This window comes from Amycolatopsis sp. w19 (assembly GCF_051373225.1).
Classification (GTDB): Bacteria; Actinomycetota; Actinomycetes; order Mycobacteriales; family Pseudonocardiaceae; genus Amycolatopsis; species Amycolatopsis japonica.
In genome coordinates, this window is sequence record NZ_JBPQFM010000001.1 from 957,539 (window position 1) to 980,075 (window position 22,537).

At 69.2% G+C, this 22,537-nt stretch carries 24 protein-coding genes; 13 read left to right on the top strand and 11 right to left on the bottom strand.

Annotation, left to right across the window (positions count from 1 at the left end; all coding sequences use genetic code 11):
* Positions 1 to 741, bottom strand: a complete 741-nt coding sequence (locus tag ACSMFO_RS04330) for an ABC transporter ATP-binding protein (RefSeq protein ID WP_073843433.1) — start codon at positions 739 to 741, stop codon at positions 1 to 3.
* A 113-nt stretch (positions 742 to 854) separates the two neighbouring features.
* The gene (locus ACSMFO_RS04335) at positions 855 to 2,261 is read right to left on the bottom strand and encodes an amidase (protein ID WP_436457007.1); all 1,407 of its coding nucleotides are present in this window, start codon (positions 2,259 to 2,261) and stop codon (positions 855 to 857) included.
* Between the two features lie 234 nt (positions 2,262 to 2,495).
* Here ACSMFO_RS04335 and ACSMFO_RS04340 point away from each other — a divergent pair, with 234 nt between their 5' ends.
* Both ACSMFO_RS04340 and ACSMFO_RS04345 read left to right on the top strand, forming a co-directional pair.
* Positions 2,496 to 3,818, top strand: coding sequence for an MFS transporter (locus tag ACSMFO_RS04340; protein ID WP_360083783.1), 1,323 nt, complete (start codon positions 2,496 to 2,498; stop codon positions 3,816 to 3,818).
* A complete protein-coding gene (locus tag ACSMFO_RS04345) occupies positions 3,815 to 4,363 on the top strand; it encodes a nuclear transport factor 2 family protein (protein WP_436457008.1) in 549 nt (182 codons plus the stop codon). The genes ACSMFO_RS04340 and ACSMFO_RS04345 overlap by 4 nt, the downstream gene beginning before the upstream one ends.
* Before the next feature lie 219 nt (positions 4,364 to 4,582).
* On the opposite strand, the gene ACSMFO_RS04350 is transcribed toward ACSMFO_RS04345, so the two are convergent.
* The 5 genes from ACSMFO_RS04350 to ACSMFO_RS04370 all read right to left on the bottom strand — a co-directional run bounded on the left by ACSMFO_RS04350 (position 4,583) and on the right by ACSMFO_RS04370 (position 8,770).
* The gene (locus ACSMFO_RS04350; RefSeq protein ID WP_037338472.1) at positions 4,583 to 5,224 is read right to left on the bottom strand and encodes a response regulator transcription factor; all 642 of its coding nucleotides are present in this window, start codon (positions 5,222 to 5,224) and stop codon (positions 4,583 to 4,585) included.
* A 10-nt stretch (positions 5,225 to 5,234) separates the two neighbouring features.
* Complete coding sequence (locus tag ACSMFO_RS04355) at positions 5,235 to 6,449, bottom strand: amidase (RefSeq protein WP_436457071.1); 1,215 nt, start codon at positions 6,447 to 6,449, stop codon at positions 5,235 to 5,237.
* Positions 6,450 to 6,454: 5 nt separating this feature from the next.
* A complete protein-coding gene (locus ACSMFO_RS04360) occupies positions 6,455 to 6,715 on the bottom strand; it encodes a hypothetical protein (protein ID WP_436457009.1) in 261 nt (86 codons plus the stop codon).
* Complete coding sequence (locus tag ACSMFO_RS04365) at positions 6,712 to 7,212, bottom strand: flavin reductase (RefSeq protein WP_436457010.1); 501 nt, start codon at positions 7,210 to 7,212, stop codon at positions 6,712 to 6,714. Before ACSMFO_RS04365 ends, ACSMFO_RS04360 begins: the two co-directional genes overlap by 4 nt.
* 70 nt (positions 7,213 to 7,282) lie before the next feature.
* Positions 7,283 to 8,770: a PAS domain-containing sensor histidine kinase gene (locus ACSMFO_RS04370; protein WP_436457011.1), complete on the bottom strand. Its 1,488-nt coding sequence runs from the start codon at positions 8,768 to 8,770 to the stop codon at positions 7,283 to 7,285.
* A gap of 159 nt (positions 8,771 to 8,929) precedes the next feature.
* Between ACSMFO_RS04370 and ACSMFO_RS04375 the strand changes: the two genes are divergently transcribed.
* The 7 genes from ACSMFO_RS04375 (at position 8,930) to ACSMFO_RS04405 (ending at position 15,304) form a co-directional block, all read left to right on the top strand.
* Positions 8,930 to 10,069, top strand: a complete 1,140-nt coding sequence (locus ACSMFO_RS04375; protein ID WP_038513036.1) for an acyl-CoA dehydrogenase family protein — start codon at positions 8,930 to 8,932, stop codon at positions 10,067 to 10,069.
* Between the two features lie 35 nt (positions 10,070 to 10,104).
* Positions 10,105 to 10,476, top strand: a complete 372-nt coding sequence (locus ACSMFO_RS04380) for a hypothetical protein (RefSeq protein ID WP_038513032.1) — start codon at positions 10,105 to 10,107, stop codon at positions 10,474 to 10,476.
* A gap of 5 nt (positions 10,477 to 10,481) precedes the next feature.
* The gene (locus tag ACSMFO_RS04385; protein ID WP_436457012.1) at positions 10,482 to 11,777 is read left to right on the top strand and encodes an aromatic ring-hydroxylating oxygenase subunit alpha; all 1,296 of its coding nucleotides are present in this window, start codon (positions 10,482 to 10,484) and stop codon (positions 11,775 to 11,777) included.
* Positions 11,770 to 12,264 carry an aromatic-ring-hydroxylating dioxygenase subunit beta gene (locus ACSMFO_RS04390; protein WP_038513029.1) on the top strand — a complete coding sequence of 165 codons (495 nt, stop codon included), beginning with the start codon at positions 11,770 to 11,772 and terminating at the stop codon, positions 12,262 to 12,264. Before ACSMFO_RS04385 ends, ACSMFO_RS04390 begins: the two co-directional genes overlap by 8 nt.
* Positions 12,261 to 13,010 carry an SDR family NAD(P)-dependent oxidoreductase gene (locus tag ACSMFO_RS04395; protein WP_436457013.1) on the top strand — a complete coding sequence of 250 codons (750 nt, stop codon included), beginning with the start codon at positions 12,261 to 12,263 and terminating at the stop codon, positions 13,008 to 13,010. Before ACSMFO_RS04390 ends, ACSMFO_RS04395 begins: the two co-directional genes overlap by 4 nt.
* A gap of 15 nt (positions 13,011 to 13,025) precedes the next feature.
* The gene (locus tag ACSMFO_RS04400) at positions 13,026 to 13,979 is read left to right on the top strand and encodes a PDR/VanB family oxidoreductase (protein ID WP_436457014.1); all 954 of its coding nucleotides are present in this window, start codon (positions 13,026 to 13,028) and stop codon (positions 13,977 to 13,979) included.
* A 101-nt stretch (positions 13,980 to 14,080) separates the two neighbouring features.
* Positions 14,081 to 15,304 carry a cytochrome P450 family protein gene (locus ACSMFO_RS04405; protein ID WP_436457015.1) on the top strand — a complete coding sequence of 408 codons (1,224 nt, stop codon included), beginning with the start codon at positions 14,081 to 14,083 and terminating at the stop codon, positions 15,302 to 15,304.
* Here ACSMFO_RS04405 and ACSMFO_RS04410 read toward each other — a convergent pair.
* From ACSMFO_RS04410 to ACSMFO_RS04420, 3 genes are all read right to left on the bottom strand, one after another.
* Entirely contained in the window at positions 15,293 to 16,246 is a 954-nt protein-coding gene (locus tag ACSMFO_RS04410) for an Lrp/AsnC family transcriptional regulator (RefSeq protein WP_436457016.1), read from the bottom strand. The two genes, ACSMFO_RS04405 and ACSMFO_RS04410, sit on opposite strands and share 12 nt — an antisense overlap.
* 203 nt (positions 16,247 to 16,449) lie before the next feature.
* The gene (locus ACSMFO_RS04415) at positions 16,450 to 17,955 is read right to left on the bottom strand and encodes an FAD-dependent oxidoreductase (RefSeq protein ID WP_436457017.1); all 1,506 of its coding nucleotides are present in this window, start codon (positions 17,953 to 17,955) and stop codon (positions 16,450 to 16,452) included.
* A gap of 1 nt (position 17,956) precedes the next feature.
* Positions 17,957 to 18,865: an AurF N-oxygenase family protein gene (locus ACSMFO_RS04420; protein ID WP_436457018.1), complete on the bottom strand. Its 909-nt coding sequence runs from the start codon at positions 18,863 to 18,865 to the stop codon at positions 17,957 to 17,959.
* 162 nt (positions 18,866 to 19,027) lie between these two features.
* On the opposite strand from ACSMFO_RS04420, the gene ACSMFO_RS04425 reads away from it, so the two are divergent.
* Positions 19,028 to 19,840: an alpha/beta fold hydrolase gene (locus ACSMFO_RS04425; protein ID WP_436457019.1), complete on the top strand. Its 813-nt coding sequence runs from the start codon at positions 19,028 to 19,030 to the stop codon at positions 19,838 to 19,840.
* On the opposite strand, the gene ACSMFO_RS04430 is transcribed toward ACSMFO_RS04425, so the two are convergent.
* Complete coding sequence (locus ACSMFO_RS04430; protein ID WP_037338511.1) at positions 19,824 to 20,150, bottom strand: putative quinol monooxygenase; 327 nt, start codon at positions 20,148 to 20,150, stop codon at positions 19,824 to 19,826. The genes ACSMFO_RS04425 and ACSMFO_RS04430 overlap by 17 nt on opposite strands.
* Before the next feature lie 75 nt (positions 20,151 to 20,225).
* Here ACSMFO_RS04430 and ACSMFO_RS04435 point away from each other — a divergent pair, with 75 nt between their 5' ends.
* The 3 genes from ACSMFO_RS04435 (at position 20,226) to ACSMFO_RS04445 (ending at position 22,535) form a co-directional block, all read left to right on the top strand.
* Positions 20,226 to 21,425, top strand: a complete 1,200-nt coding sequence (locus ACSMFO_RS04435; protein ID WP_436457020.1) for a sensor histidine kinase — start codon at positions 20,226 to 20,228, stop codon at positions 21,423 to 21,425.
* Complete coding sequence (locus tag ACSMFO_RS04440; RefSeq protein WP_038512999.1) at positions 21,413 to 22,060, top strand: response regulator; 648 nt, start codon at positions 21,413 to 21,415, stop codon at positions 22,058 to 22,060. The genes ACSMFO_RS04435 and ACSMFO_RS04440 overlap by 13 nt, the downstream gene beginning before the upstream one ends.
* Positions 22,061 to 22,340: 280 nt before the next feature.
* Positions 22,341 to 22,535, top strand: a complete 195-nt coding sequence (locus ACSMFO_RS04445) for a hypothetical protein (RefSeq protein WP_436457021.1) — start codon at positions 22,341 to 22,343, stop codon at positions 22,533 to 22,535.
* Positions 22,536 to 22,537 lie beyond the last annotated feature (2 nt).

Here is a 22,537-nt window from a genome sequence, read left to right on the forward strand (position 1 = left end):
TCACCACTCCCCGAGGTGGGTCATGCGCTCGGCGACCCGTTCCGGGGTCGGCGCCGGGAGGTGGCCCGCCAGCTTGCCGTCGGCGAGGAACAGCACGCTGTGCGCGGCCGACGCCGCGACCGGGTCGTGGGTGACCATCAGCACGGTCTGCCCCATGCCGTCCACAATGGAGCGGAGAAGGTCGAGGACCTGTTTCGCGGTGCGGGTGTCCAGCGCCCCGGTCGGCTCGTCGGCGAGGACGACCTCCGGCCGGGTGACCAGCGCGCGGGCGATCGCGACCCGCTGCTGCTGGCCACCGGACAGTTCGGACGGACGGTGTTCGAGCCGCTTCGCGATCCCCACGCCCTCGACGATCTCGCGCAGCCACTGCGGGTCCGGCTTCTTCCCGGCCAGCCGCAGTGGCAGCGTGATGTTCTGCAGCACGTTCAGCGACGGCAGCAGGTTGTAGGCCTGGAAGACGAACCCGATGCGCGTCCTCCGCAGCTCGGTGAGCGCTTTCTCCCGCATCCTGCTCAGTTCCGTGTCCCCCAGCAGCACCCGGCCCGAGCTGGGCTTGTCCAGCCCGGCCGCGCAGTGCAGGAAGGTGCTCTTGCCCGAGCCCGACGGTCCCATCACCGCGGTGAACGTGCCCCGGCGCACTTCGACGGTCACCCCGTTCAAAGCCGTGACCGCGCCGTCACCGGATCCGTAGACCTTGCTCACGGAGTCCAGCGACAAGGCGCACGCGCCCCCTGAATTCATCGTCTCCCCTTAGCGGTGGTGATCTCTCTCGCCAAAACCTACGGGCGGCGAGGGCCGTGATCGATCCCGCGTGAGGGAAGACTCGTGGTAGCGCTGGCACCACCATGAGACGGTCAGGCCGGTCTGCGAGCGGTGTGACCGTTCGCCTTCTCCAGCGCGTGCGCGATCCCGAGGGCGCGAAGATCCGTGTGATGCGGGGTGACCACCTGGACTCCGATCGGCAGCCCGTCGGCGGTGAACCCCGCCGGGACGGCCGTGGCCGGGCATTCCGTGGCCGAGATCAGGTAGGCCGCGCGCATCCAGTGCAGATAGTTCTCGACCTCGGTCCCACCGACGGTCTTGGGGTACTCCAGCTCCGCGTCGAACGGAAGTGCCTGGCTGGCGGGAAGAACGACGGCGTCCACGTCGGCGAAATAGGCGCGTACGCGGTGGAACAGTTCGGTGCGCAGACGGTTGGCGGTCGCGATGTCCGCTCCGGTGAGCGCACGTCCTTTCGCGACATTCCAGCGGACGGTCTGCTTGACCTTGTCCGGCTCGCTGTCGACGAGGTCGCCGACGGATTGCGCGTAGTTCAGCGCGCGGAAGGTCTGGAACACCTCCTCCGCCCCGGTCAGATCCGGGCAGCCGGAGACGACCTTGGCGCCGAGCCGGCGCAACACGTCCACCTGCCCTTCCACGACCGTCGCGATGTCGGCGTCCACGGGCACAAGGCCGCCCAGATCGGGCGAGACCGCGATCCGCAGGCCGTGCAACCGGGACGGCAATGCGGCGGTGAACACGCTGCCGGGTTCGGCCAGCGACAGCGGAGCGCGATCATCCGGGCCCGCCTGGACGGACAACAGCAGCGCCGTGTCGGCGACCGTGCGTCCCATCGGGCCTTGCACGCCGAGGGTGAACCAGGCGTCCTTGGCCGGCCAGGTCGGCACCCGCCCCGGACTCGGCCGGTGGCCGACGACATTGCAGAACGAGGCGGGATTCCGCAGCGATCCGCCCATGTCACTGCCATCGGCCAGCGACGTCATCCCGGCCGCGAGCGCGGCGGCGGCGCCTCCGCTCGAACCGCCCGCCGAACGGTCCGGCGCGTAGGGATTGCGGGTCAGACCGAACACCGGATTGAAGGTGTGTGAACCGGCGCCGAACTCGGGCACGTTCGTCTTCCCGAAGACGATCGCCCCGGCCGCGCGCATCCGGGCGACGACGAGTTCGTCGGCGTCGGGAACGTTGTCCGCGAACGCGGGCGAGCCGAAGGTGGTGCGCATCCCCACCGTCGCGTGGAGGTCCTTGACCGCGAGCGGAAGCCCGTGCAGCGGCCCGAGCGACCGACCGGCGGCCCGTGCCTCGTCGGCCGCCGCCGCGGCGGCCCACGCCCGCTCCCCGTCGATACTGACGACGGCGTTCAGCACCGGGTTCACCGCCGCCACGCGATCGAGGGTGGCGTCGAGCAGTTCCCTCGCCGACAACTCGCCGGAGGCCAGCAGTCCGGCCTGGACGGTGGCCGGCAGATCGTTGATCGCGCTCACGACGCACACCATCGCACCCGATGACCCTTTCGGACAAGAAGTGGGTTGGAACTGCCGACTATCGCCACATTCATGGCCGATTCTGGCACCTGATGGCCCGCGGTAGGGAAATCCTTCAGCCCGCCAACAGGTTCCTCCAATAGGCGCGGCACCCCCGCCTTCCTACCTTGGGACGAACGTTGCCGGGGAGGGGCGCAACGTCGACCGCCCGTCACCGTTCAAGGAAGAGCGCGCATGACAGCATCCACCGCTCCATCCAGGACCACCTCGTCCCAGACCCGCCGGCTCGCGATCGGCGCGGGTGCCGGGACCTCGCTGGAGTTCTTCGACTTCTCCATCTACACGGTCGCCTCCGCGCTGGTCTTCCCGAAGGTGTTCTTCTCCGGCGACACCGATCCCTGGTTCGCCTCGTTCATGAGCCTGGCGACCTACACGATCGGCTACGTCGTCGCGCCGCTCGGCGCGATCGTGATGGGCTGGGTGGGCGACCGCTACGGCCGCCGTCGCGCCATGCTCATCACCTTCTACCTCATGGGCGCGGCCACCGTCCTGATGGGACTGTTGCCCGGCTACGCCACCATCGGGGTCGCGGCGCCGTTCCTGCTCGTCCTGTTGCGCCTGGTGCACGGTTTCTCCCGGGGTGGTGAGCTGGGCGGGGCGTCGGTGCTCGCCGTCGAGCACGCGCCGCCGTCACGACGGGCGGCGTTCGGCGCCTTCGTCGCCTTGGGCTCGCCGCTCGGCGCTCTGCTGGCGAACCTCGCCTTCGTGCTGATCTTCTATTTACCGCAAGGGGTCATCACCAGCTGGGGCTGGCGGATCCCGTTCATCGCGGGCGCGGTCGTCCTCGCCATCGGTGTCTGGGCGCGGCGCGCGCTCGAGGAATCGCCCGTGTTCCACGAGCTCGCGGCCAGCAAGCTGGACGAGAAGATCGTCAAGATCCCGATCTGGAACGTCATCCGGGACAACTGGGGCAGGCTGCTGCTCGCCGCCGGCGCGAACACCGGGCTCAACGGCGTCATGTTCGTCCTGGCCGGATTCATGCTCTCCTACGCCGCCGGTCCCGCGCCGAAGGGCCTCGGCCTGGACATCCAGGACGTGCTGTGGTGCACGTTGCCCGGCCTCGCGATCCACGCGGTGACGGTCGTGCTCGGTGCCCGGCTCTCCGACCGGCTGGGCCGCAAACCGGTGATGCTCGCGGCGTCCGTCGCGGTCCTGGCGTACATGTTCGCGCTCTTCCCGATCGCGCGGGTCGGCACGCTGACCGCCTGGGCGCTCGCCATCGCCGGCGGTTTCGCGCTCACCGGGTTCCTGTTCGGCCCGCTGATCACCTACCTGACGGAACTGTTCACGCCCGAACAACGGCAGTCCGGCGCTGGGCTGGCGTACCAGATCGGTGCGGTACTCGGCGGCGGTCTCGCGCCATCGATGGCGAACCGGCTCATCGAATGGACGGGTACTTCGACGTCGGTCGGCTACTACCTGGCAGGCGGGATGGCGCTGACCGTCGTCTGCCTGCTGGCCCTTCCCGAAACCGCACCCGTGAGGACCCACCGATGAACGACGAACTCACCGAACTCCGGCGCCGCGTCGAGGTGCTGGAGGCCGAGGCCGAGATCCGCCGTGTCCAGGCCCGCTACATGTTCCTCTGCGACACTCCGTGCCCGGAGTACGGCGTCACCGACGACGACCGGCGCATCGACCTGATCCTCGAGCTCTACGCCGAGGACGCCGTCTGGGAAGGCGTCGGCGAGCACTACGACGGGCAGTTCGGCCGCGCGGTGGGCAAGGACGCGATCCGGGCGCATTTCCAGCGGTTCTGGGGCGAGAAACGCGACCCGGCGCTGGTCCTCAACGCCCATTACCTGACCTCGGAACAGATCCACATCGACGGCGACCGGGCCGACGGGCAATGGATCCACGTCCAGCCGTGGCTGTACGCCGACGGGACCGGGTTGCTGCGGTCGAGCAGGCTCAACAACGCGTTCCGGCGTGAGGACGGGCGTTGGCTGATCACCCGTACGCGGACCGAGAACGTCTTCATCGCGCCGCTGCCCGCGGGGTTCGCTTCGGACTTCCCGGCGACTTCCGTACTGATGGCTTGACCTGGCACCGCACTCACGTGATCGAAGCCGGAACTCGCGTGATCAGAGACGGAACACCCGAGTGCGGCCCCCAATCACGCGAGTCACGTCCCTGATCACGCGAGTCACGCCTTTCCTCACGCCGCGCGTCCTGTGTGCCCAAGTCCGTGAAGGCCTCCTTGAGGGACTCTGGGTCCCTCAAGGAGGCCTTCACGGACTTGCGCCGGAATTCCCGCGCACCTAGACGGTGACCTGGTGCTGAAGGACATCGCGCACCAGAGTGCCGAGGCTGTCCGACTCGGTCTTGGCCTTGATCCGGGCCCGGTGCACGTCGACGGTCTTCACGCTCGTGCCCAGCCGTCGCGCGATCAGCTGGCTGGGCAGACCGTCGATCACCAGCCGGAGCACCTCCCGTTCGCGCGGGGTCAGCGTCGCGATCCGCTCGGCGACGGCTTTGCGGCACGCGGCCTCCGCGAACCGTTCCGCCGCGACCACCAGTTGCGCCTGGACGACCTCCAGCATCCGCTGCGGCTCGTACGGCTTCTCGAGGAAGTCGACCGCACCCAGGCGCAGCGCCCGCACCGACATCGGGATGTCGCCGTGCGCGGAACAGAAGATCACCGGGGCCGGGAATTCACGGGCGACCAGCTTCTCCTGCAGTTGCAGGCCGCTGAGCCCCGGCATCCGGACGTCGATGATCAGCACGCTCGGCTCATCGGGGTCGAACTCCTCCAGGAAGGTCGGCCCGTCCGGGTAGACGAGCGCCTGGATGCCGACGCTCTCCAACAGGAACACCAGGGATTGGCGGATGGCCTCGTCGTCGTCGACGATGTAGACCACCGGCGACGTCTCGCCGCCGGACGCGGAATCGGTGGTGACCATGGAGAGCTCCTTACCATGAATCCCCGGCGAGCACCCGCTCCGCCCAGCACGCGTGCCCGAGCAGTTCGTTGTCCCCGCCGTGACGGCCGACGAGTTGCAGGCCGAGCGGCAGGCCGGCCGCGTCGGTGAATCCGGGAACGGTGACCACGGGCAGGCCGAGTGCCTGCCAGCCTCGGCTCAGCACCGGGTTCCCGGTCGCCTGCAGTCCGTGTGGCGCCGCGCCGGGTGCGGCCGGGCCGAGTACGACGTCGAACACGTCGGCCAGACGGACGGCGCCGTCGGCGATGGTGGCGCGGGCGGTTTCGTATTCGTCGACCGACGTCGCGGCCCCGGCCTGGAGCAGCTGTGCCAAGGGCGCGCTCAACCGCTCGGCCACCGCGAGTTCGGCAGACCTTTCCCGCGCTGCCTCATAGGCCATCACGACGGGATGTGCGGCCGTGAGCTCGGCCATCAGCTGTTCGTCGCGGAACGGCTCGACGGTCGCCCCGGCCTCCCGCAGACGTTTCGCCGCTTGAGTCAGCGCATGCCGCATCGGTGCTTCGACGACGTCGAGCGCGTCGGCCGCCCACACCAGGATCCGCGGCGGACGCGGTTCCTGTGCGGGATCGCCGGTCAGCGCGGACCACGCGAGCGCGAGATCGGCGGCCGTGGCCGCGAAGACGCCGTGGCTGTCCAGGCTGGGGCTCAATCCCGTCACCCCGGCGACCGGGTACCTGCCGTGGCTCATGACCAGCGAGGCAACGCCGCAGTACGACGCCGGTCTGGTGACCGATCCGGCGGTCTGCGAACCCAGCGCCAACGGCACCTGCCCGGACGCGACCGCGGCGGCCGAACCGCTCGACGAGCCGCCCGGGGTGTGGCCGAGGGCCGCGGGATTCCGGGTCGGGCCGGGCGCGAAGAACGCGAACTCGGTCGTGACCGTCTTGCCGAGCGGAGCCATTCCGGCCGAGCGCCACGCGGTCACGATCGCCGCGTCCGAGGTCGCCGGAGCGGCCTCCGCGCGCAGTGTCGAACCGCAACGGGTGGGCACACCCGCCAGATCGATGATGTCCTTGACTCCGAGTGGCACACCCGCGCCCGGCAGGAAGTCCGTCCGGTCGACCCACGCGCGCAGCTCCGCGTCCGTTTCGGCGATCCGGGCGAGCGCGCGTCGCGAAGCCGCCTCCGGAGTGGTGCGCCCCTGCCGCAGGTCCTGGACGAGTTCCCGCAGCGACCACGGGCGCATGAGGTTCACTCGTCCTCCCAAGCGGCGTCCGCTTCCCAGTAGTCGACGCCGCCGGCACTGACCGCGTGCCGCCACTCGGACGTCCGCTTCAGCCTGGGTTCGACCCGCGCCGTCACTTCGTCGGCGGCGGCGGGACCGTCGGCCGGAGCCTGCCAATGGACCCAGTTCAGCTCGCGGCCCTCGGAGTCGTGCACGAAGAGATCCACGTGGCGCCAGCCGTACCCGTGGTTGTCGTTGTAACACATCAACGTGGTGCGCTCGCTCATGGCGCGATCCGGTGGAATTCGCGGCGGAAGTAGGCGAGTCCCCCGGCGTCCTCGTCGACGAAGACGTCCTCGACCTCGACGAAGAGCACCGTGTGCGTCCCTTGGGTGAACTCGGCGCCGACTCCTCCGATGAGGACGGCGGCCGCGTCGCGGACGACGGGGATGCGGAACCTGTCGTGGTCCCAGACCTCGAACCGGAACCGGTCGAGCATCGGCACGTCCGTCGCACCGGCGAACTGCAGGGCGAGATCCTTGTGCTGGGAGGCCAGGACGTTGATGGCCATCCTGCCGTTGGTCCGGAAGATGTCGTGCGTGTAGCTCGACTGGTTGACGCAGACCAGCAGGGTCGGCGGTGAGTCGGTGACCGAGCAGACCGCGCTCACCGTGATGCCGGCGCGGCCGCTGACGCCGTCGGTGGTGACGATGTTGACAGCCGTCGAAAGGTTCGCCATCGCCGCGCGAAACCGTCGCTGGGTGGTGGTCAGCTCATCGGGCATACCTCGACGCTAGAGCCGGGGCCGAAACCGGCGATATCCCGACTTCCACCGCGCCGCCTGAGGATTTCCCTTACGTGTCCAGCGGCAGCGCGAACCCGAACCGCGAGCCCCCGCCTTCCCGCCGCTCGGCCCAGATGCTCCCGTGCTGCCGGGTGATGATGCGGTGGCTCAGCGCCAGCCCGATCCCGCTGCCACCGGGTTTGCTGGTGAAAGACTCGGCGAAGGGATCCCTGGCGACGCCGCGGCCGTGATCGTCGACGGTGAGAACGCCGACCCCTTCCTTGGCTTGAGTGCCCACCGTGATCCGCCGCTGCGGGGGTTCGCATTCGGCGGTCTCGTCGATCGCGTTGAGGCAGAGGTTCATCACCACCTGCCCGGTGAGGACGCGTTCGCACCGCACCAGCACCGGCGCAGGATCGAGCCGGACCTCGACGGCGACGGAGTTCGGCGCGGCGCTCAGCTCGATGAAGTACAGGCACTCCCGGACGATCTCGTTCAGGTCGACCACCTGCTCGACCTGTTCCAGATGCCCGACGAAGGACCGCAGCGAACCGACGATGTCCTTGGCCCGGTCGATCTGGCGGGCGACGCTGTCCAGGCCGTAGCCCATCTGCTCGCGGACGTCACCGCCATCCGCCATCGTGGCGGCCCGCGCGCGGATCCCCGCGATGAAGTTCGCGGCGGCGGCCAGCGGCTGCCCGAGTTCGTGGGCGATCGCCATCGCCATGTCCCCCATGGCGTTGTAGCGCGCCAAGTAGTTCTCGTGCCGCAGTTCCAGCTCTCGCCGTGCTTCGCCGCGGACACGCTCGGACACGTCGTGCAGGATCATCAGATACGCGTCGACCTCGGACTCGGAAAGCCGCTCCAGGCTCCCTTCCAGCCAGGTCGAGCTCTCCCCCGGCAACTCCAGCTGCACCGGACCGACCGGATCGGCACCGGCGACCACCTCGGCCCAGCGCACCGGCCTGCCGCCCAGGTACAGCCGCGCGTACGCGGTCAGCGGCTCCCCCGCCAGCCGATCGTCGTCGCCGGTCAGGCCGAGGAACGTCAGGGCGCTGTCCGTCGCGAACCGCACCGCGCCGGCGGCGTCGAGCATGAACGCCACGGTCGAGGTGTGCCGTGCCAGCGCGTCGACGTACGACGTCGTCAGCTTCAGCTCTCGTTCGATCTCCTCCGCGCGCTGGATGTCGCGGAACTGGACCATCACCGCGGGCCCACGCTCCAGCTCGACCCGGATGGCGACCGCGTCGGTGGGGATGACCCGGCCGGATTTGCTCCGGTAGTGCCACACGATCCGGCTCGAACCGTGGTCCACCGCCGCCTGGAGCCACGCTCGACCGATCACCCGGTCGTACTGCTGGGCGGAGCTGCTCATGTGGTTGGCCTTGAGCGGGCGCAGCTCGGACAGACTGAATTCGAGCATCTCGCACGCGGCGGGATTGGCCCACAGGATGTTCTTGGTCGCCGCGTCGTGGACCAGCACGCACGCCTTCGAGGCGTTCATCATCGCCACGAAGTCGCCGGTGGCCAGCTCAGGCGCGATCGGGTCGACCTCCACGGCCTCAGCATAGGAGTTCGCCGCCGGGCCCTCCGGTAAGGATTTCCCCTACCCGTCTGCGTGGGAATCCCCGGCCGTCGGCAGGCAATGACCAATGGCCACACGCGGCGGTGATCCCTAGCGTCGGAGACATCTTCCCTACGACGCGAGGAGCGCCCGATGGCCCAGATCCAGGAGAGCCCGGCCGTGACACTCGACGATGTCCTGGCCGAACTCCTCGAGCGCCGTCAGGAGTTCCGGGACCAGAGGTACGTCTCGCGTGACTTCGTCGGGCGGCTCAAGGCGGCAGGCGTCTACCGGTCCGCGACGCCCGAACGGTTCGGCGGCAGGCCCCTGCCCCCGGCCGAATTCCTGCGGATGGTGGAGCGGATCTCCGTCGTCGACGGATCCACCGGATGGGTGGCCAGCTTCGGCTCCGCGCTGGTCTACCTCGCGGCGCTGCCCGTCGAGACGCAGGCCGAGCTCTACGCCGACGGTCCCGACGTGTGCTTCGCCGGTGGTCTCTTCCCCGTCCAACGAGCCGAGCCCACCGCCTCCGGCTTCCTGGTCGACGGGCGCTGGAAGTTCGCGAGCGGCTGCATGGGTGCGGACATCCTCGGCGTCGGGATCCCAGGCGACGACACGACCGCCGGAAAGCCCCGCACCGCCCTGCTGCGGCCCGAGCAGGTCGAGATCGTCCAGGAGTGGGACGTCGTCGGGATGAAGGGCACCGGGTCCTTCGACCTGGTCGTCGACAAGGTCGAGGTGCCACGCGAATGGACGTTCATCCGCGGCGGTGAACCCACCATCGACGAGCCGTTGTACCGCTACCCCACCCTCGCCTACGCCTCCCAGGTGCTGGCGGTCGTCGGTGCGGGTGTCGCCCGCGCGGCGCTCGACTTCGCGACCGAGGTCGGCAGCGGCCGTTCGGGTGTCACGGGCGCGCCGAAACTCGCCGACCGCGCCTACTACCGGACGGGACTGGCCGAAGCCGAGGCGACGATGCGTTCGGCGCGCGCGTACTTCTACGAGGTCACCGACGAGGCGTGGCAGACCGTGCTGAGCGGCGATCCCGTGGCGCCGCACCAGAACGCCCACCTCCGGCTGGCCTCGACCCATCTCGCGAAGACCGCCGCCGAGACCGTCAACCGGGTCATCGGCCTGTCCGGGACGGGTGCCATCGCCACGAGTCATCCGCTGCAGTGGCTGCTCGGCGACGCGCTCGTCCCGCAGCAGCACGCCTTCCTGGGGCCGGCCATGTACGACGCCGCGGGTGCCGTGCTGATGGGCCATCCGCCCACCGTTCCCGGCTTCCAGTGACCCACCACCGACCGACGAGGAGTTGGACCACCACCATGAGCGACACCCCGTTGCGTGTGCTGTTCTGCATCGGCATCAACCAGAACTTCTTCGACCTTCCGGAAGGCGGCGTCGCCACCGGAGACGTCTGGACCGCCTTCGTCGCGCTGATGGACGGCATCAAGGGCCTGCCCGGCGTGGACTTCATCGGCGACATCGACGACGACTCGCATATGGTCGGGCCGTCCGACGGGTGGCCGTGGACGTGTTACCTGCTCTGCGACGTCGACACGCAGGAAACCGTCAAGCAGGCGTGCGACTTCCTGCGCAGCACCCCGGTCGGCGACAGCCCGTGGAAGCTGTGGAAGTACGCCAAGATCGAAGCGCGTATCGGCCGCGCCCTCACACCGCGCGAATACCGGGGCTGATCGCGATGACCGAATTCACCGCCGCCACCGTGTACGACCTGCCGCCCGCGGACCTCGTCCTCGGCGACCGGGTCGCCGGCCGGATGTACACCGACCCCGCGATCTTCGACCAGGAGATGACGAAGATCTTCGAGCGGTCCTGGATCTGGGTCGCCCACGAATCGGAACTGCCCAAGGCCGGCAGTTTCAAGTCGACCCATGTCGGACGGCATCCGGTCATCGTCACCAAGGACCGCAAGGGCGAGATCCGCACGCTGGTGAACCGCTGCCGCCACCGGGGCGCGTCGCTCTGCGAGAAGAAGACCGGCCACGCCAACGGATTCACCTGTCCTTATCACGCCTGGTCCTACGGGCTGGACGGCAAACTGCGCGGCATCCCGTACCCCGACGGGTACGAGGGCGTGATGGACAAGGCGGATCTCGGGCTGAAGACCCTGCGCACCGAGTCCTACGGCGGGATGATCTTCGCGACCGTGGACGCCGACGCCGAGCCGCTGGCCGACTTCCTCGGCGACGTCAAGCTGTGGATCGATCGCTTCATGGCGCAGGGTGGCGGCTATCCGGTGAAGGTGCTCGGCACCCACCGGTTCACCTACCGGGGCAACTGGAAGATCCAGCTGGAGAACACCACCGACGGGTACCACTTCCCCATCGTGCACCGCTCCTGGATGGCCTCGGTCGACGCGGAAACCGCCGAGATGATGTCGTTCATGACCGATCCGACGGCGGTCACCCACGACCTGGGCAACGGCCACTCGGTGATGCAGATGGTCCCCGAACACTCCGATCTGGAGGCGGACGACGGCAGCGAACCGCTCCAGCCGCGGTTCGACGGCCTGGTCGCCCAGCTCGAAGCCGCCGGGGCGGACGAGGCCGAGATCCGCAGGCTCGTCCGTGCCGTGCACGGCACGGGGTTCAACCTCAACCTGTTCCCGAACGTGTCGATGTCGATCTCGTTCTTCCGGGTGTTGCGGCCGATCAGCGTCGACGAGACCGTCATCGAGCACGTCGCCCTCGGCAGCGACGGCCCGGCCGAGATCGTCGGGCCGGTCAACCGCGAGCGGCTGCGCGCCCACGAACATTTCCAGGGTCCGTTCGGGTTCGGCACCCCGGACGACTCCGAGGGCTGGGACCGGGTGCAGCGCGGCGCCCAGGGCGCGCCCGAACTGCCGATCATGGTCAACCGCGGTCTGGGGCGCGAGAAGCCCTCCGCCGAAGGCTGGCCGACCAGCCACGTCACCGACGAGACCGGGATGCGGGCGGCGTACGCCCAATGGAAGCGGATGATGAGCGATGACTGAGACCCTCACCGATCCCCGGGTGGTCCGCGCGATCGAGCTGGCCTGGCGCGAGGCCGCGCTGCTGGACGCCAAGGAATACGAAGCCTGGCAAGGGCTTTACGCCGACGACGCGCGGTACGTCATCCCGATCGAACGCGACGCCGAGGATTTCGACGACGTCCTCAACATGGTCCACGACGACGCCCGGATGCGCGGGTTGCGCGTGCGGCGGATGACCGAGGGCTACGCGATCGCCGCGGTGGACTCGGCGATCACCGTGCGGACCGTCTCGCGCTTCATCCCCACGGACGTCGACGACCGGTCGGTCACGCTCAAGGCCGCCCAGATCATCGTGGCGTACAAACGCGGCCGTCACGACCTCTGGGCCGCGGACGTCGACTACGTCGTCCGTCTCGGCGCCAGTGGCGACGAAGACCGCTTCGCCCGCAAGGTCGTCCGGCTGGTCAACGCCGACGAAGCCGTTCCCGCCGCGGGATTCCTGCTGTGAGCGGCCCCGCGCCGGTCGCCGTGATCACCGGCGGGGCGACCGGGCTCGGCGAGCGGATCGTCCGGCGCCTGCACGGCGGCGGCCACCGCGTGGCGATCGCCGACCTCGACGAGGCCGCCGCGAAACGGCTCGCGACCGAGTTGGACCGGACCGGGGCGCACGCCCAGAGCTATCGCGTCGACGTCGCCAGCCGCCCGGACATCGACCAGTTGCTCGCGTCGGTGCTCGGCGATTTCGGCGGCGTCCAGGTGCTGGTCAACAACGCCGCCCGTACCCAGGCACGACCGTTGCTGGAGATCACGCCGCAGGAGCTCGACGAGGTGATGGCGGTGAACTTCAACGGCACCTTCCACGCCTGCCAGCTGTTCGGCGCGCACATGGCCGAAGCAGGGTACGGCCGGATCGTGAACCTGGCCTCGCTGGCCGGGCAGAACGGCGGCACCTCGACCGGCGGGCACTACGCGTCCTCCAAGGGCGCGATCCTGACGGCGACCAAGGTGTTCGCCCGCGAGCTCGCCGCACGGGGAGTCACCGTGAACGCGGTTTCCCCCGGACCGCAGGACAGCCCCATGGTCCACCGGATCGTCGGTGAGGAGAACCTCGCGAAGCTGACGGCAGGCGTCCCGGTCGGACGGCTGGGCAGCATGACGTTCATCGCCGAGATGGTGGCGCTGCTCGCCTCCCCCGAAGCCGCCTCCGTCACCGGCGCCTGCTGGGACGCGAACGGCGGCCTGTTCATGCGCTGACCAGGAGGCATCCAGATGACGAACGTCCTTTTCCGCGTCGTCGAAATCACCGAGGAGACACCGGAAATCCGTACCCTGCGGCTGGTCCGGCAGGACGACGAGCCGCTGCGCGTCCGTTACCGGGCCGGAGCGCACGTCGACGTGGTCGGCCCGACGGGGGTGCTGCGGCAGTATTCGCTGTGCGGCGCCCCCGACGACCCGCGTTCGATCCTGATCGCGGTCAAACGGGAACCGGCCTCGCGCGGTGGATCCGTGGCGATGCACCAGGTATCGGTCGGCGATCACCTCAAGATCAGCGAGCCGCGCAATCTGCTGACCGTCGCCGAAGACGCGGACCGGCACGTCCTCGTCGCCGGCGGCATCGGCATCACGCCGCTGCTTTCGATGGCCTACGAGCTCTACACCTGGGGCAGCGAATTCGAGCTGCACTACTTCGCGCGCTCGCGGGAAACCGCGGCGTTCGTGGAACTGCTGGAAGAACGGGTCGAGTTCGCCGACCGGATCCGGCCGCATTTCGGCGTCCCCCGCGCCGGACATCCCGCCGTGCTGCGGACGATCGCCGAGGGACTGACCCCGTCGACCCACGTCTACACCTGTGGCCCCGACGGTTTCATGCGACAGGTCGGCGACGTGCTCGGCCCGGTCGTCGGCGCGGACCACGTGCACGTCGAACATTTCGAAGCCGCCGAGGTGGACACTTCCGGCGACCGTCCCCTCACCGTCGAACTCGACACCGGCGAGGAATTCGAGGTACCGGCCGGGAAATCGATCCTGGCGGTGCTCGAGGACAACGGCATCGAGGTCTTCAAGTCCTGTGAGGAAGGGATTTGCGGCTCGTGCGTGTCCGGCGTGCTCGAAGGCACCCCGGATCATCGGGACAACTGCCTGACCGCGGCCGACCGCGAAGGCCAGATGGCACTTTGCGTTTCGCGCGCGCTCACCGACCGGCTCGTCATCGAGCTGTACTGAGCGACCACCGTTTGGGCGACCACCGTTTGGCGAATAGCCGGGCGACGGGCGCCGCTGGCAGGCTGGACCCGGTCCGCTCCGCCGAGAAAGGGTGATCCCCGGTGACGCGTCCCCTGGTTCTGGACCCGAACGGCCAAGACATCCACGCCGAGAACGAACGACTCCGCGAACAAGGCCCGATCTCCCGGGTCGAGTTGCCGGGCGGTGTCGTGGCCTGGTCGGTGACCGGCTACGAACTCCTGCGTGACCTGCTCAGCGACCCGCGTGTGTCCAAGGACGCCCGCCAGCACTGGCCGGCGTTGGCCGAGGTCACCGCGGACTGGCCGTTGCTGGTGTGGGTCAACGTGCGGAACATGTTCACCGCTTACGGCGCCGACCACAAACGGCTCCGCTCGCTCGTGACGCAGGCCTTCACAGCGCGCAGGATCGCCACGCTGGAGCCCTGGATCACCCGGATCGTCACCGATCTGCTGGACGGGCTCGCGGCCCTGCCCGCCGACGAACCCGTGGACCTTCGGGAGAACTTCGCCTATCCGGTGCCCATCGAAGTGATCTGCCACCTGTTCGGCGTACCGGATTCGGCCCGAGGCAGACTGCGGCACTCGGTCGACGTCTTCTTCCGGACGTCGGCGAGCCAGGAGGCGATGCTGGCCGCGTACCAGGACATCCATTCGATCTTCACCGAGCTCGTCGCCGCCAAGCGGGAGAACCCCGGCGAGGATCTCACCACCGCGCTCATCGCCGCGCAGGACGACGGCGCCCGGCTGGACGAAACCGAGCTGATCGACACCCTGATCCTGTTCATCTCGGCCGGTCACGAAACCACCGTGAATCTCCTCGACCAGGCCATCACCGCGCTGTTGACCCATCCCGATCAGCTCGCACTGCTGCGCGCGGGGCAGGTCTCTTGGAGCGACGCGATCGAGGAAACCTTGCGGTGGCAGGCTCCCGTGGCGAACCTGCCGTTGCGCTACGCCGTCGAGGACATCGCCGTCGCCGGTGTGGTCATCCGGCAGGGTGACGCGATTCTGGCGGGCTACGCCGCCGCCGGCCGGGACCCGGCGCTGCACGGGCACGACGCCGACGCGTTCGACGTGGCACGGAAGGACAAAGCGCATATCGCGTTCGGGTACGGCGCGCATTTCTGCATCGGCGCGCCGCTGGCCCGGCTGGAGGCGGCGATCGCCCTTCCGGCCCTGTTCGAGCGTTTCCCGGACATGACCCTCGCGGCGTCGCCGGACGCCTTACGGCATCTCGACTCGTTCATCTCCAACGGCCATCGATCGCTGCCGGTCCGGCTCAAGAGCCCGAGTTCAGACTCGTAGTTCGGGTGTCAGCACGCTGCTCCGCTTCAGTCCCTTCGTCACCAGCCCGGTGTGCACGGAAACCGCGAGCCGTGCCCAGTCCGATTCGGCGACGAACCGGTGCAGGGTCTCGAAATCGGGCAGCGTCACGTCGGCCATCAGCTGGTGCTCCCCCATGGTCGCCGCGGCGTACCGGACGTACGGCGAGGCGAGCAGTCCCCGGCCGAGTTCGTCCACATCGGACGGACGGCTGCGGATCCACAGCAAGGCCTCGATCGGCAGGCCGAGCACCGCCGGTTCGACGACGGCGCGGATGAACATCTCCCCGCTCCGGCGCAGCGATTCCACCCGGCGGCGCACCGTCGACTCCGACACCCCGGCCAGCCGGGCGAGCTCCTCGTGGGTCCGCCTGCCGTCCTCGCGCAACGCCCGGACGAGTGCGCGCTCGTCCGGGGTGAAGACGTCACCGTCCGGATGCCGGGGTTGCGGCGTCAGCTGGGGAAGTTCGCTGAGTTCGGCCACTTCCGCCGCGGTCAGGATCCCCGGCTGCCATTCGTGCACGGTGCGGTAGTACTTCGTGATGGGATCCGCGGTGAGCTCGTGCAGTCCCGGGGTCGTGGCGATGTCCTCCGACAGGTAGGCCGCGAGCCGCTCGCGCGAACAGCACACCTCGGCGGCGACCTCGGCCTGCCCGGTGAGCAGGTAGCAGAAGCTCGCCTCGGCGCGGCGGGCCAGCGCCGTCGCGGCCGTCCTGGCGAGCCCGGCGGCGCATTTGGCGCGCACCAGCATCGGCACGCCGTAGGGCGTCACCGCCATCACCGTGACGATCCCGGTTTCCAGCAACCTCACCCCGCGCCTGGCCACGGTGCGTTCGGGGGCGCCGAGCGCTTCGGCGATACGCCGCCACGACGCCCGTCCGTCCACCTGCAGGGCGCCGATGATGCGGAGGTCGAGTGGATCCATCCGCCCATGATGTGGCCGATTCCGCCAGATGTCGAGCAAGTCTTGTCGAACTCGGTCAGGTCTGTGTCGCGAATGCCGCACTCGCGTGATTGAAGCCGGAACTCGCGTGATCAGAGACGGAACACCGAGTGCGGCCTCCAATCACGCGAGTCACGTCTCTAATCACGTGAGTCACGCGCCTGATCACGCGAGTGCGGGCAGCGTCACCGTCCGCGGAACCGCGCGGCCAGCGCGGCCACCGGCGATCGCCGCGCCCGCACCGGAAGCGCGCCGGAGGTGATGTCCTCCAGCAGAGTCGCCACGGTCTCCCGCGCACAAGTGCGGTTCGCGCCGATCCCGCCCGACGGACCGCGTTTGATCCAGCCGACCACATACGCGCCACTGCGCCCGTCGACGCGACCGGCGGTGTTCGGGATCGTGCCGCGGTCGTCGTCGAACGGAAGCCCCGGCACCGGGACACCTCGATAGCCGACGGCGCGGACGACCTGACCGGCGGCGATCTCCACCGGCCCGTCCTGCCCTGTGACGCGCAGGCCGCGCACCTGGGCGTCGCCGACGATCTCGCTGGGCGCGGAGTGGAACCGCAGGACGATCCGGCGAGCGTCCGAACCCGGCGGAACGGTCCAGTCGACGGTCTCGCGGCTGAGGTCGCGCAGCAGCGCCGCTTTGCCGCTGCCAGCGTCGATCGCGGCCGTGGTGCGCGGGTCGGCGTCGTCGACGACGAGCGGCACACCGGCGCGTCCCGCGAGCGCGAGCAGCTCCGGAGACGTGTAGGCCGCGTCCTCCGGTCCGCGTCGGGCGAGCAGTACGACCTCCCGGACCTTGCTGGTGCGCAAGCGTTCCAGGGCGTGCGGCGCGATCGTCGTCCCGGCGAGGTCGTCGGGGTCGGCGGTGAGGATCCGGGCCACGTCCAGCGCGACGTTGCCCGTGCCGACCAGCACGACACGTTCCGCGGACAGGTCGACCGCGTTCGCGGGCACGTCCGGATGGCCGTTGTACCAGGCGACGACGGTGGTCGCGGCGATACTGCCGGGCAGATCCTCGCCGTCCAGGCCGAGCCGGCGCGCGGACGAGGCACCGACCGCGTAGACGACGGCGTCGTGCCGCTCGGCCAGCTCGTCCACCGACACGTCGCGCCCGATCTCGGTGCCCAGGCGCATCTTCAGCCGCGGATGCTCGTGAAGACGCGAGAAGGTCTCGCCGATCCGCTTCGTGGCGGGGTGGTCAGGGGCGACGCCGTAGCGGACGAGCCCGCCGGCGACCGGCAGCCGGTCGATCAGCGTGACCCGCGCGTTCGTGTGGAGAAGCAGGTCCTCCACCGCGTACATACCGGCCGGGCCGGTGCCGACGACGGCGATGTCCGGCGGCGCGAAGTCGCTCGGGATGGCCCGGTCGAACGTCGGCGGGCTCCACCGGTGGAAGTTCGGCGCAGGATCCACCGAGGCGACGGGCTCGCGGTCGGCGTAGAAGGCCGCGTTGATTCCCGCGTAGACCTGGAGCGGTCCGGTCAGCAGGTCCGCCGGGAAGATGGCGTCCACCGGGCAGGCGTCCGCGCAGGCCCCGCAGTCGATGCACGTGTCCGGATCGACGTAGAGCATCTCGGTGGTGCCGAAATCGGGCTCGTCCGGCGTCGGGTGGATGCAGTTGACCGGGCAGACCGACACGCAGGTGGCGTCGTTGCAGCAGGTCTGGGTGATCGCGAAGGCCATGTCAGATCAGGTTCGCCCGCTTGTAGAACACCAGCGCGGGGCGGGTGAGCAGGCCGCACGAGCCGAGGAACTCCATCAACCCGGCACAGCTCGACCGCATCATCGACTTGTGATGCTCGTTGGCCTTCGCCTCGCGCAAGGCGCGCTTGGTGTCGAGTCCCGCGTGCTTGTACACGTCGCGGTTGATCATGCTGCTGACGATGAAGTACGAAGCGATCGCGATGACCAGCGCGTCGATCCGGCGGCGCAGGAAACCCGCACCCTTCAGCTGCTCACGCGTCTCCTCCCTGGCGAACTTCATGTGCCGGGACTCCTCGACCACGTGGATGTTGTTGATGGTGCGCACGAACGGGACCACGCGCTCGTCGCGCATCCAGTCGCGCTGCATGACGTCGAGGACCTCCTCGGCGACGAGGATCGCCGCGTACGCCGCTTCGCCGCTGGCCGTCGCCTTGAAGATCCGGCCGAGTTCGACGGCGAGCTTGCGCGGGCGGTACGGCGGCGCGCCGAGCTTCGCCGCGCCGCGGGCGAACATGATCGAGTGACGGCATTCGTCGGCGATCTCGGTCAGCGCCCATTGGAACGCCGGATCGGTCGGGTCCTTGGCGTAGAAGTCGCGCAGCACCATCTGCTGCAGGATCATCTCGAACCAGATGCCGGTGCTCGCCACGGAAGCGGCTTCCTGGCGCGTGAGCTCCTTCTGCTGCTCCGTGCTCATCTCGGCCCAGTAGCTCGTGCCGTAGAGGGTGCTCCACTCCGGGCTGGCCCCGTGGAAGTCCTTGTCCAGCGGCGTCTCCCAGTCCACCTCGGTGGCCGGGTCGTAGGACAGCATCGCGGACGAATCGAGGAGCCGCTGCGCGGTCTCGTGGCGGCCTGCCCCGGCCGTTCGTGGCACATCGGTGCTGGTCATACGGACCTCCCTGACGACGTCGACAGAGTGCGCGGCTACCTGTTACCGCGATTCACTGTTACTCAAGGTAACATATACGAGCAGTCCACGAAAGAAGGGGAAATCCGCCCATGACCGCGCCCCGCCGCATCGCCACCTTCGACCACGACGGACTCGTCTTCGATGTCCGGGACACCGGCCCGCTCGACGGCGACCCTCGTCGTCCTGCTGCACGGGTTCCCGCAGACCGGCGCCTCCTGGGACGACACCGCCGCCCTGCTCCACCAGCGGGGATACCGCACGATCGTGCCCGACCAGCGCGGCTACTCACCCCGCGCCCGCCCGCGGGGGCGCTTCGCCTACCGGTCCAGCCGCCTGGTGGCCGACACCGTCGCCCTCATCGACACCCTCGGCTCCGGGCCGGTCCACCTCGTCGGACACGACTGGGGCGCCGTCGCCGCCTGGTCGACCGCGGCCCGGCGACCCGACCTGGTCACCTCCCTGACCACCGTGTCGGTCCCCCATCCCGGGGCGTTCCTCCGCGCGATGCTCGGCAGCGATCAGCTGTTCCGGTCGTACTACATGTTCCTGTTCCAGCTCCCCTGGCTGCCCGAACTCGCCATCCGGAGCCGGCCACGCGTACTGGAACGCACGCTGGCCGGCACCGGGATGACACCCGCCCAGATCGACCAGGTCCGCCAGGACATCGTCCGCGGCGGCGCCCTCACCGGCGGACTGAACTGGTACCGCGCGATGGTCTTCAACCACCCGGCCGCCCTCCGCGCCCGGGTCACCGTGCCGACCACCCACGTCTGGAGCGACGGCGACACCGCCCTGTCCCGGCGCAGCGCCGAACTCGCCGGCCAGTACGTCGACGCCGCCTACCGGCTCGAAATCCTGACCGGCGTCAGCCACTGGGTGCCCGAAGAAGCGGCCACGACGCTCGCCGCCATCATCGACCGCACCGCCACGGAGGCCGCTAGTCGACCGGTGTGACCTCGGCCATCTCCGACCACGCGTCGCCGTCGAGGTTCTGGTAGTTGATCCGGGGCTTCTCGGCGACGACGGTCGCCATGAACGGGAAGAACTCCTGTGCGTGCTGCGTGGCGACGTGAGCGTCACCGGCGGCGCTGTCGGCGAAGACCTCGACGAGGACGAATTCGTTCTCGTCGCCGGCGTTCTGGTAGTAGTCGAACGAAATGTTGCCCGGCTCGCTCCGCACCTGCTGCGTGTAGCGCTCGATACCCGCGAGCCATTCGGTGCGCTTCTCGGGGCGGATCTGTGCTTTGAGAACGATCAGGATCATGGTCCGAGTATCGCAAAGCGGGCCTTCACGCGCTCCGCTCCGAGGCCGCCGACGGCCGGATGAAAGACTGACGGGGTGATCACCCGGCTCCGGTCCAGTTGGTCCGCGATCCGGTACCTGGCGGTCGGCGCGGCCTCGTCCATCGTCTCCTGGTTCGTCCTCGTCGGCATGCTGTTCGTGCTGATGATGTGCCCGTTCGGTGTCGGGATCCCGGCGGTGCCGCACGCGCTCAAGCTGATCAGGTATCCGGTCAACTTCGAACGACGGCGATCGGCGCGCCTGCTGGACGAGCCCATCCCCGAGCCGTACCGATCCGGGAACCCGGTGACCGACCCTGCCTCGCGACGGGATCTGGCCTGGCTCGTCTTCCACGCCGCCACCGGTTTCATCATCGGCATCTTCGCCATCGCCTTTCCGCTCGGCGGGCTCCGCCAGATCGTGACGGCGTTCATCTGGCCCGCGGTGCCCGGCGGGGTGGAAAGCTCGCTCGGGTTCATGGTCACGTCGTGGCCGCTCGCGGCGCTCAGCGCGGTCACCGGCGCCGGCATGATCGCGCTCCTGTTCTTGTATCCCCGCTTGGCACGCTGGCAGGCTTCCATCGCGCGCAGGCTGCTCGCGCCGGCGCCCGGGGTGGTGCTGACCGACCGCGTCGTCGAACTGGCCGCGTCGCGGGCCGCCGCGCTGGAGGCCCACGGCGCCGAACTCCGTCGCCTCGAACGCGACCTGCACGACGGGACCCAGGCGAGGATCGCCGCGGTGGTGCTGCAGCTGGGGATCGCCGATTCGCTGTTCGACAAGGATCCGCAGCGGGCGCGCGAACTGCTCGGCAAGGCACAGGACACCGCGACCGGCGCGCTCGCCGAACTCCGGACCGTCGTGCGCAGCATCCATCCGCCGTTGCTGACCGACCGCGGCCTCGACGGTGCCGTCACCGCGCTGGCCGACCGCTGCCCGGTTCCGTGCACTGTGGACGTTCGCAGCCGCAGTCGCCGTCCCGCCGCCGTCGAAGCGGCCGCCTACTTCGTCGTCGCCGAGATGCTGGCCAACATCACCAAGCATTCCGGCGCCGAACACGCCTGGATCACTCTCGACGGCACCGCCGACACCCTGCTCATCGAAATCCGCGACGACGGCCACGGCGGCGCCGACGAAGCCGCGGGCAGCGGCCTGTCCGGGATCCGCAAACGCGCCGAGGCCTTCGACGGGACCTTGAAACTGTCGAGCCCCGCCGGTGGGCCGACCGTACTGAAAGTGGAGTTGCCATGCGGGTCGTGATCGTCGAGGACGACGCGCTGCTGCGCGAAGGCCTGGTGATGCTGCTGAACACCTCGGGCATCGACGTCGCCGCCGCGGTGGACGACGTGGACGAGTTCCTCGAACTGGTCACCAAGGACCGGCCCGACGCGGTGATCACCGACGTCCGGCTGCCGCCGACCCACACCGACGAAGGCCTCCGCGCGGCCGTCAAGGCGCGGAAGATGTACCCCGGGCTGCCCGTGCTCGTGCTGTCCGCGCACGTCGAAACCGGCTACGCGGCGGAACTCCTCGCCGACGGCAAGGGTGCCGTCGGGTATCTGCTCAAGGAGCGGGTGGGGAAGGTCGAGAAGTTCCTCGACGCGCTGGACCGGGTCGTCAAGGGCGGGACGGCGATGGACCCCGAGGTGATCACCCAGCTGATGGCGCACCGCCGCGCGACCGATCCGCTCGAAGGGCTGACCGCGCGCGAACGCGAGGTGCTCGGGCTGATGGCGGAGGGGTACAACAACACGACCATCGCGGAACTGCTGGTGGTGAGCGACGGCGCGGTGCACAAGCACATCCGGAACATCTTCGCGAAGCTCGGGTTGCCGGAGGACAGCGGGCATCGGCGGGTCTTGGCGGTGCTGGCTTACTTGGGTGGTAAGGGCTGAGGCTCTCCCGAGGTCCGGGCGGCAAGTACATGAAGGACCCCTTCACTGCGCTAGACGCAGTGAAGGGGTCCTTCATGTACTGCACGGGGGGGCGGTGGTGCGGTCCCCACTCACGAGGACCCGAGGGGTTGCGAAAGCCACTTTCGCAACGTTGAAGGTTGCGAAAGTGGCTTTCGCAACGCCCAACGACCGGTCCTGCAGGCGCGGTAGCGCTGGCACCACCCCACGACGGGGGTCACTCCCCTGGTTCCCCGATCCGCCGGACCATAGCGTCTTTCCCATGAACGACACCAAAAACGCCGGCGGCGCACTCGTCACCGCCACCCTCTGGCTGGTCCTCCTCGTCAGCTCGGCCACCAACGCGATCGGCCAGTTCGCGGGGCTGGACTGGACTTTCCGCACGATCGCGGGCGCCGTCGCGGTCGTTTGCATCGTGTTGCTGATCGTCCGTTACGTCGCCCGGCGCAGGGCCTGAAC

Excerpts from the sequence above, each read along its gene's own strand:
- ACSMFO_RS04330 (WP_073843433.1), bottom strand. The coding sequence starts at position 741 with ATGAATTCAGGGGGCGCGTGCGCCTTGTCGCTGGACTCCGTGAGCAAG.
- ACSMFO_RS04340 (WP_360083783.1), top strand. The coding sequence starts at position 2,496 with ATGACAGCATCCACCGCTCCATCCAGGACCACCTCGTCCCAGACCCGC.
- ACSMFO_RS04345 (WP_436457008.1), top strand. The coding sequence starts at position 3,815 with ATGAACGACGAACTCACCGAACTCCGGCGCCGCGTCGAGGTGCTGGAG.
- ACSMFO_RS04350 (WP_037338472.1), bottom strand. The coding sequence starts at position 5,224 with ATGGTCACCACCGATTCCGCGTCCGGCGGCGAGACGTCGCCGGTGGTC.
- ACSMFO_RS04355 (WP_436457071.1), bottom strand. The coding sequence starts at position 6,449 with ATGCGCCCGTGGTCGCTGCGGGAACTCGTCCAGGACCTGCGGCAGGGG.
- ACSMFO_RS04360 (WP_436457009.1), bottom strand. The coding sequence starts at position 6,715 with ATGAGCGAGCGCACCACGTTGATGTGTTACAACGACAACCACGGGTAC.
- ACSMFO_RS04365 (WP_436457010.1), bottom strand. The coding sequence starts at position 7,212 with ATGCCCGATGAGCTGACCACCACCCAGCGACGGTTTCGCGCGGCGATG.
- ACSMFO_RS04375 (WP_038513036.1), top strand. The coding sequence starts at position 8,930 with ATGGCCCAGATCCAGGAGAGCCCGGCCGTGACACTCGACGATGTCCTG.
- ACSMFO_RS04380 (WP_038513032.1), top strand. The coding sequence starts at position 10,105 with ATGAGCGACACCCCGTTGCGTGTGCTGTTCTGCATCGGCATCAACCAG.
- ACSMFO_RS04385 (WP_436457012.1), top strand. The coding sequence starts at position 10,482 with ATGACCGAATTCACCGCCGCCACCGTGTACGACCTGCCGCCCGCGGAC.
- ACSMFO_RS04390 (WP_038513029.1), top strand. The coding sequence starts at position 11,770 with ATGACTGAGACCCTCACCGATCCCCGGGTGGTCCGCGCGATCGAGCTG.
- ACSMFO_RS04400 (WP_436457014.1), top strand. The coding sequence starts at position 13,026 with ATGACGAACGTCCTTTTCCGCGTCGTCGAAATCACCGAGGAGACACCG.
- ACSMFO_RS04410 (WP_436457016.1), bottom strand. The coding sequence starts at position 16,246 with ATGGATCCACTCGACCTCCGCATCATCGGCGCCCTGCAGGTGGACGGA.
- ACSMFO_RS04415 (WP_436457017.1), bottom strand. The coding sequence starts at position 17,955 with ATGGCCTTCGCGATCACCCAGACCTGCTGCAACGACGCCACCTGCGTG.
- ACSMFO_RS04420 (WP_436457018.1), bottom strand. The coding sequence starts at position 18,865 with ATGACCAGCACCGATGTGCCACGAACGGCCGGGGCAGGCCGCCACGAG.
- ACSMFO_RS04425 (WP_436457019.1), top strand. The coding sequence starts at position 19,028 with ATGTCCGGGACACCGGCCCGCTCGACGGCGACCCTCGTCGTCCTGCTG.
- ACSMFO_RS04430 (WP_037338511.1), bottom strand. The coding sequence starts at position 20,150 with ATGATCCTGATCGTTCTCAAAGCACAGATCCGCCCCGAGAAGCGCACC.
- ACSMFO_RS04440 (WP_038512999.1), top strand. The coding sequence starts at position 21,413 with ATGCGGGTCGTGATCGTCGAGGACGACGCGCTGCTGCGCGAAGGCCTG.
- ACSMFO_RS04445 (WP_436457021.1), top strand. The coding sequence starts at position 22,341 with ATGAACGACACCAAAAACGCCGGCGGCGCACTCGTCACCGCCACCCTC.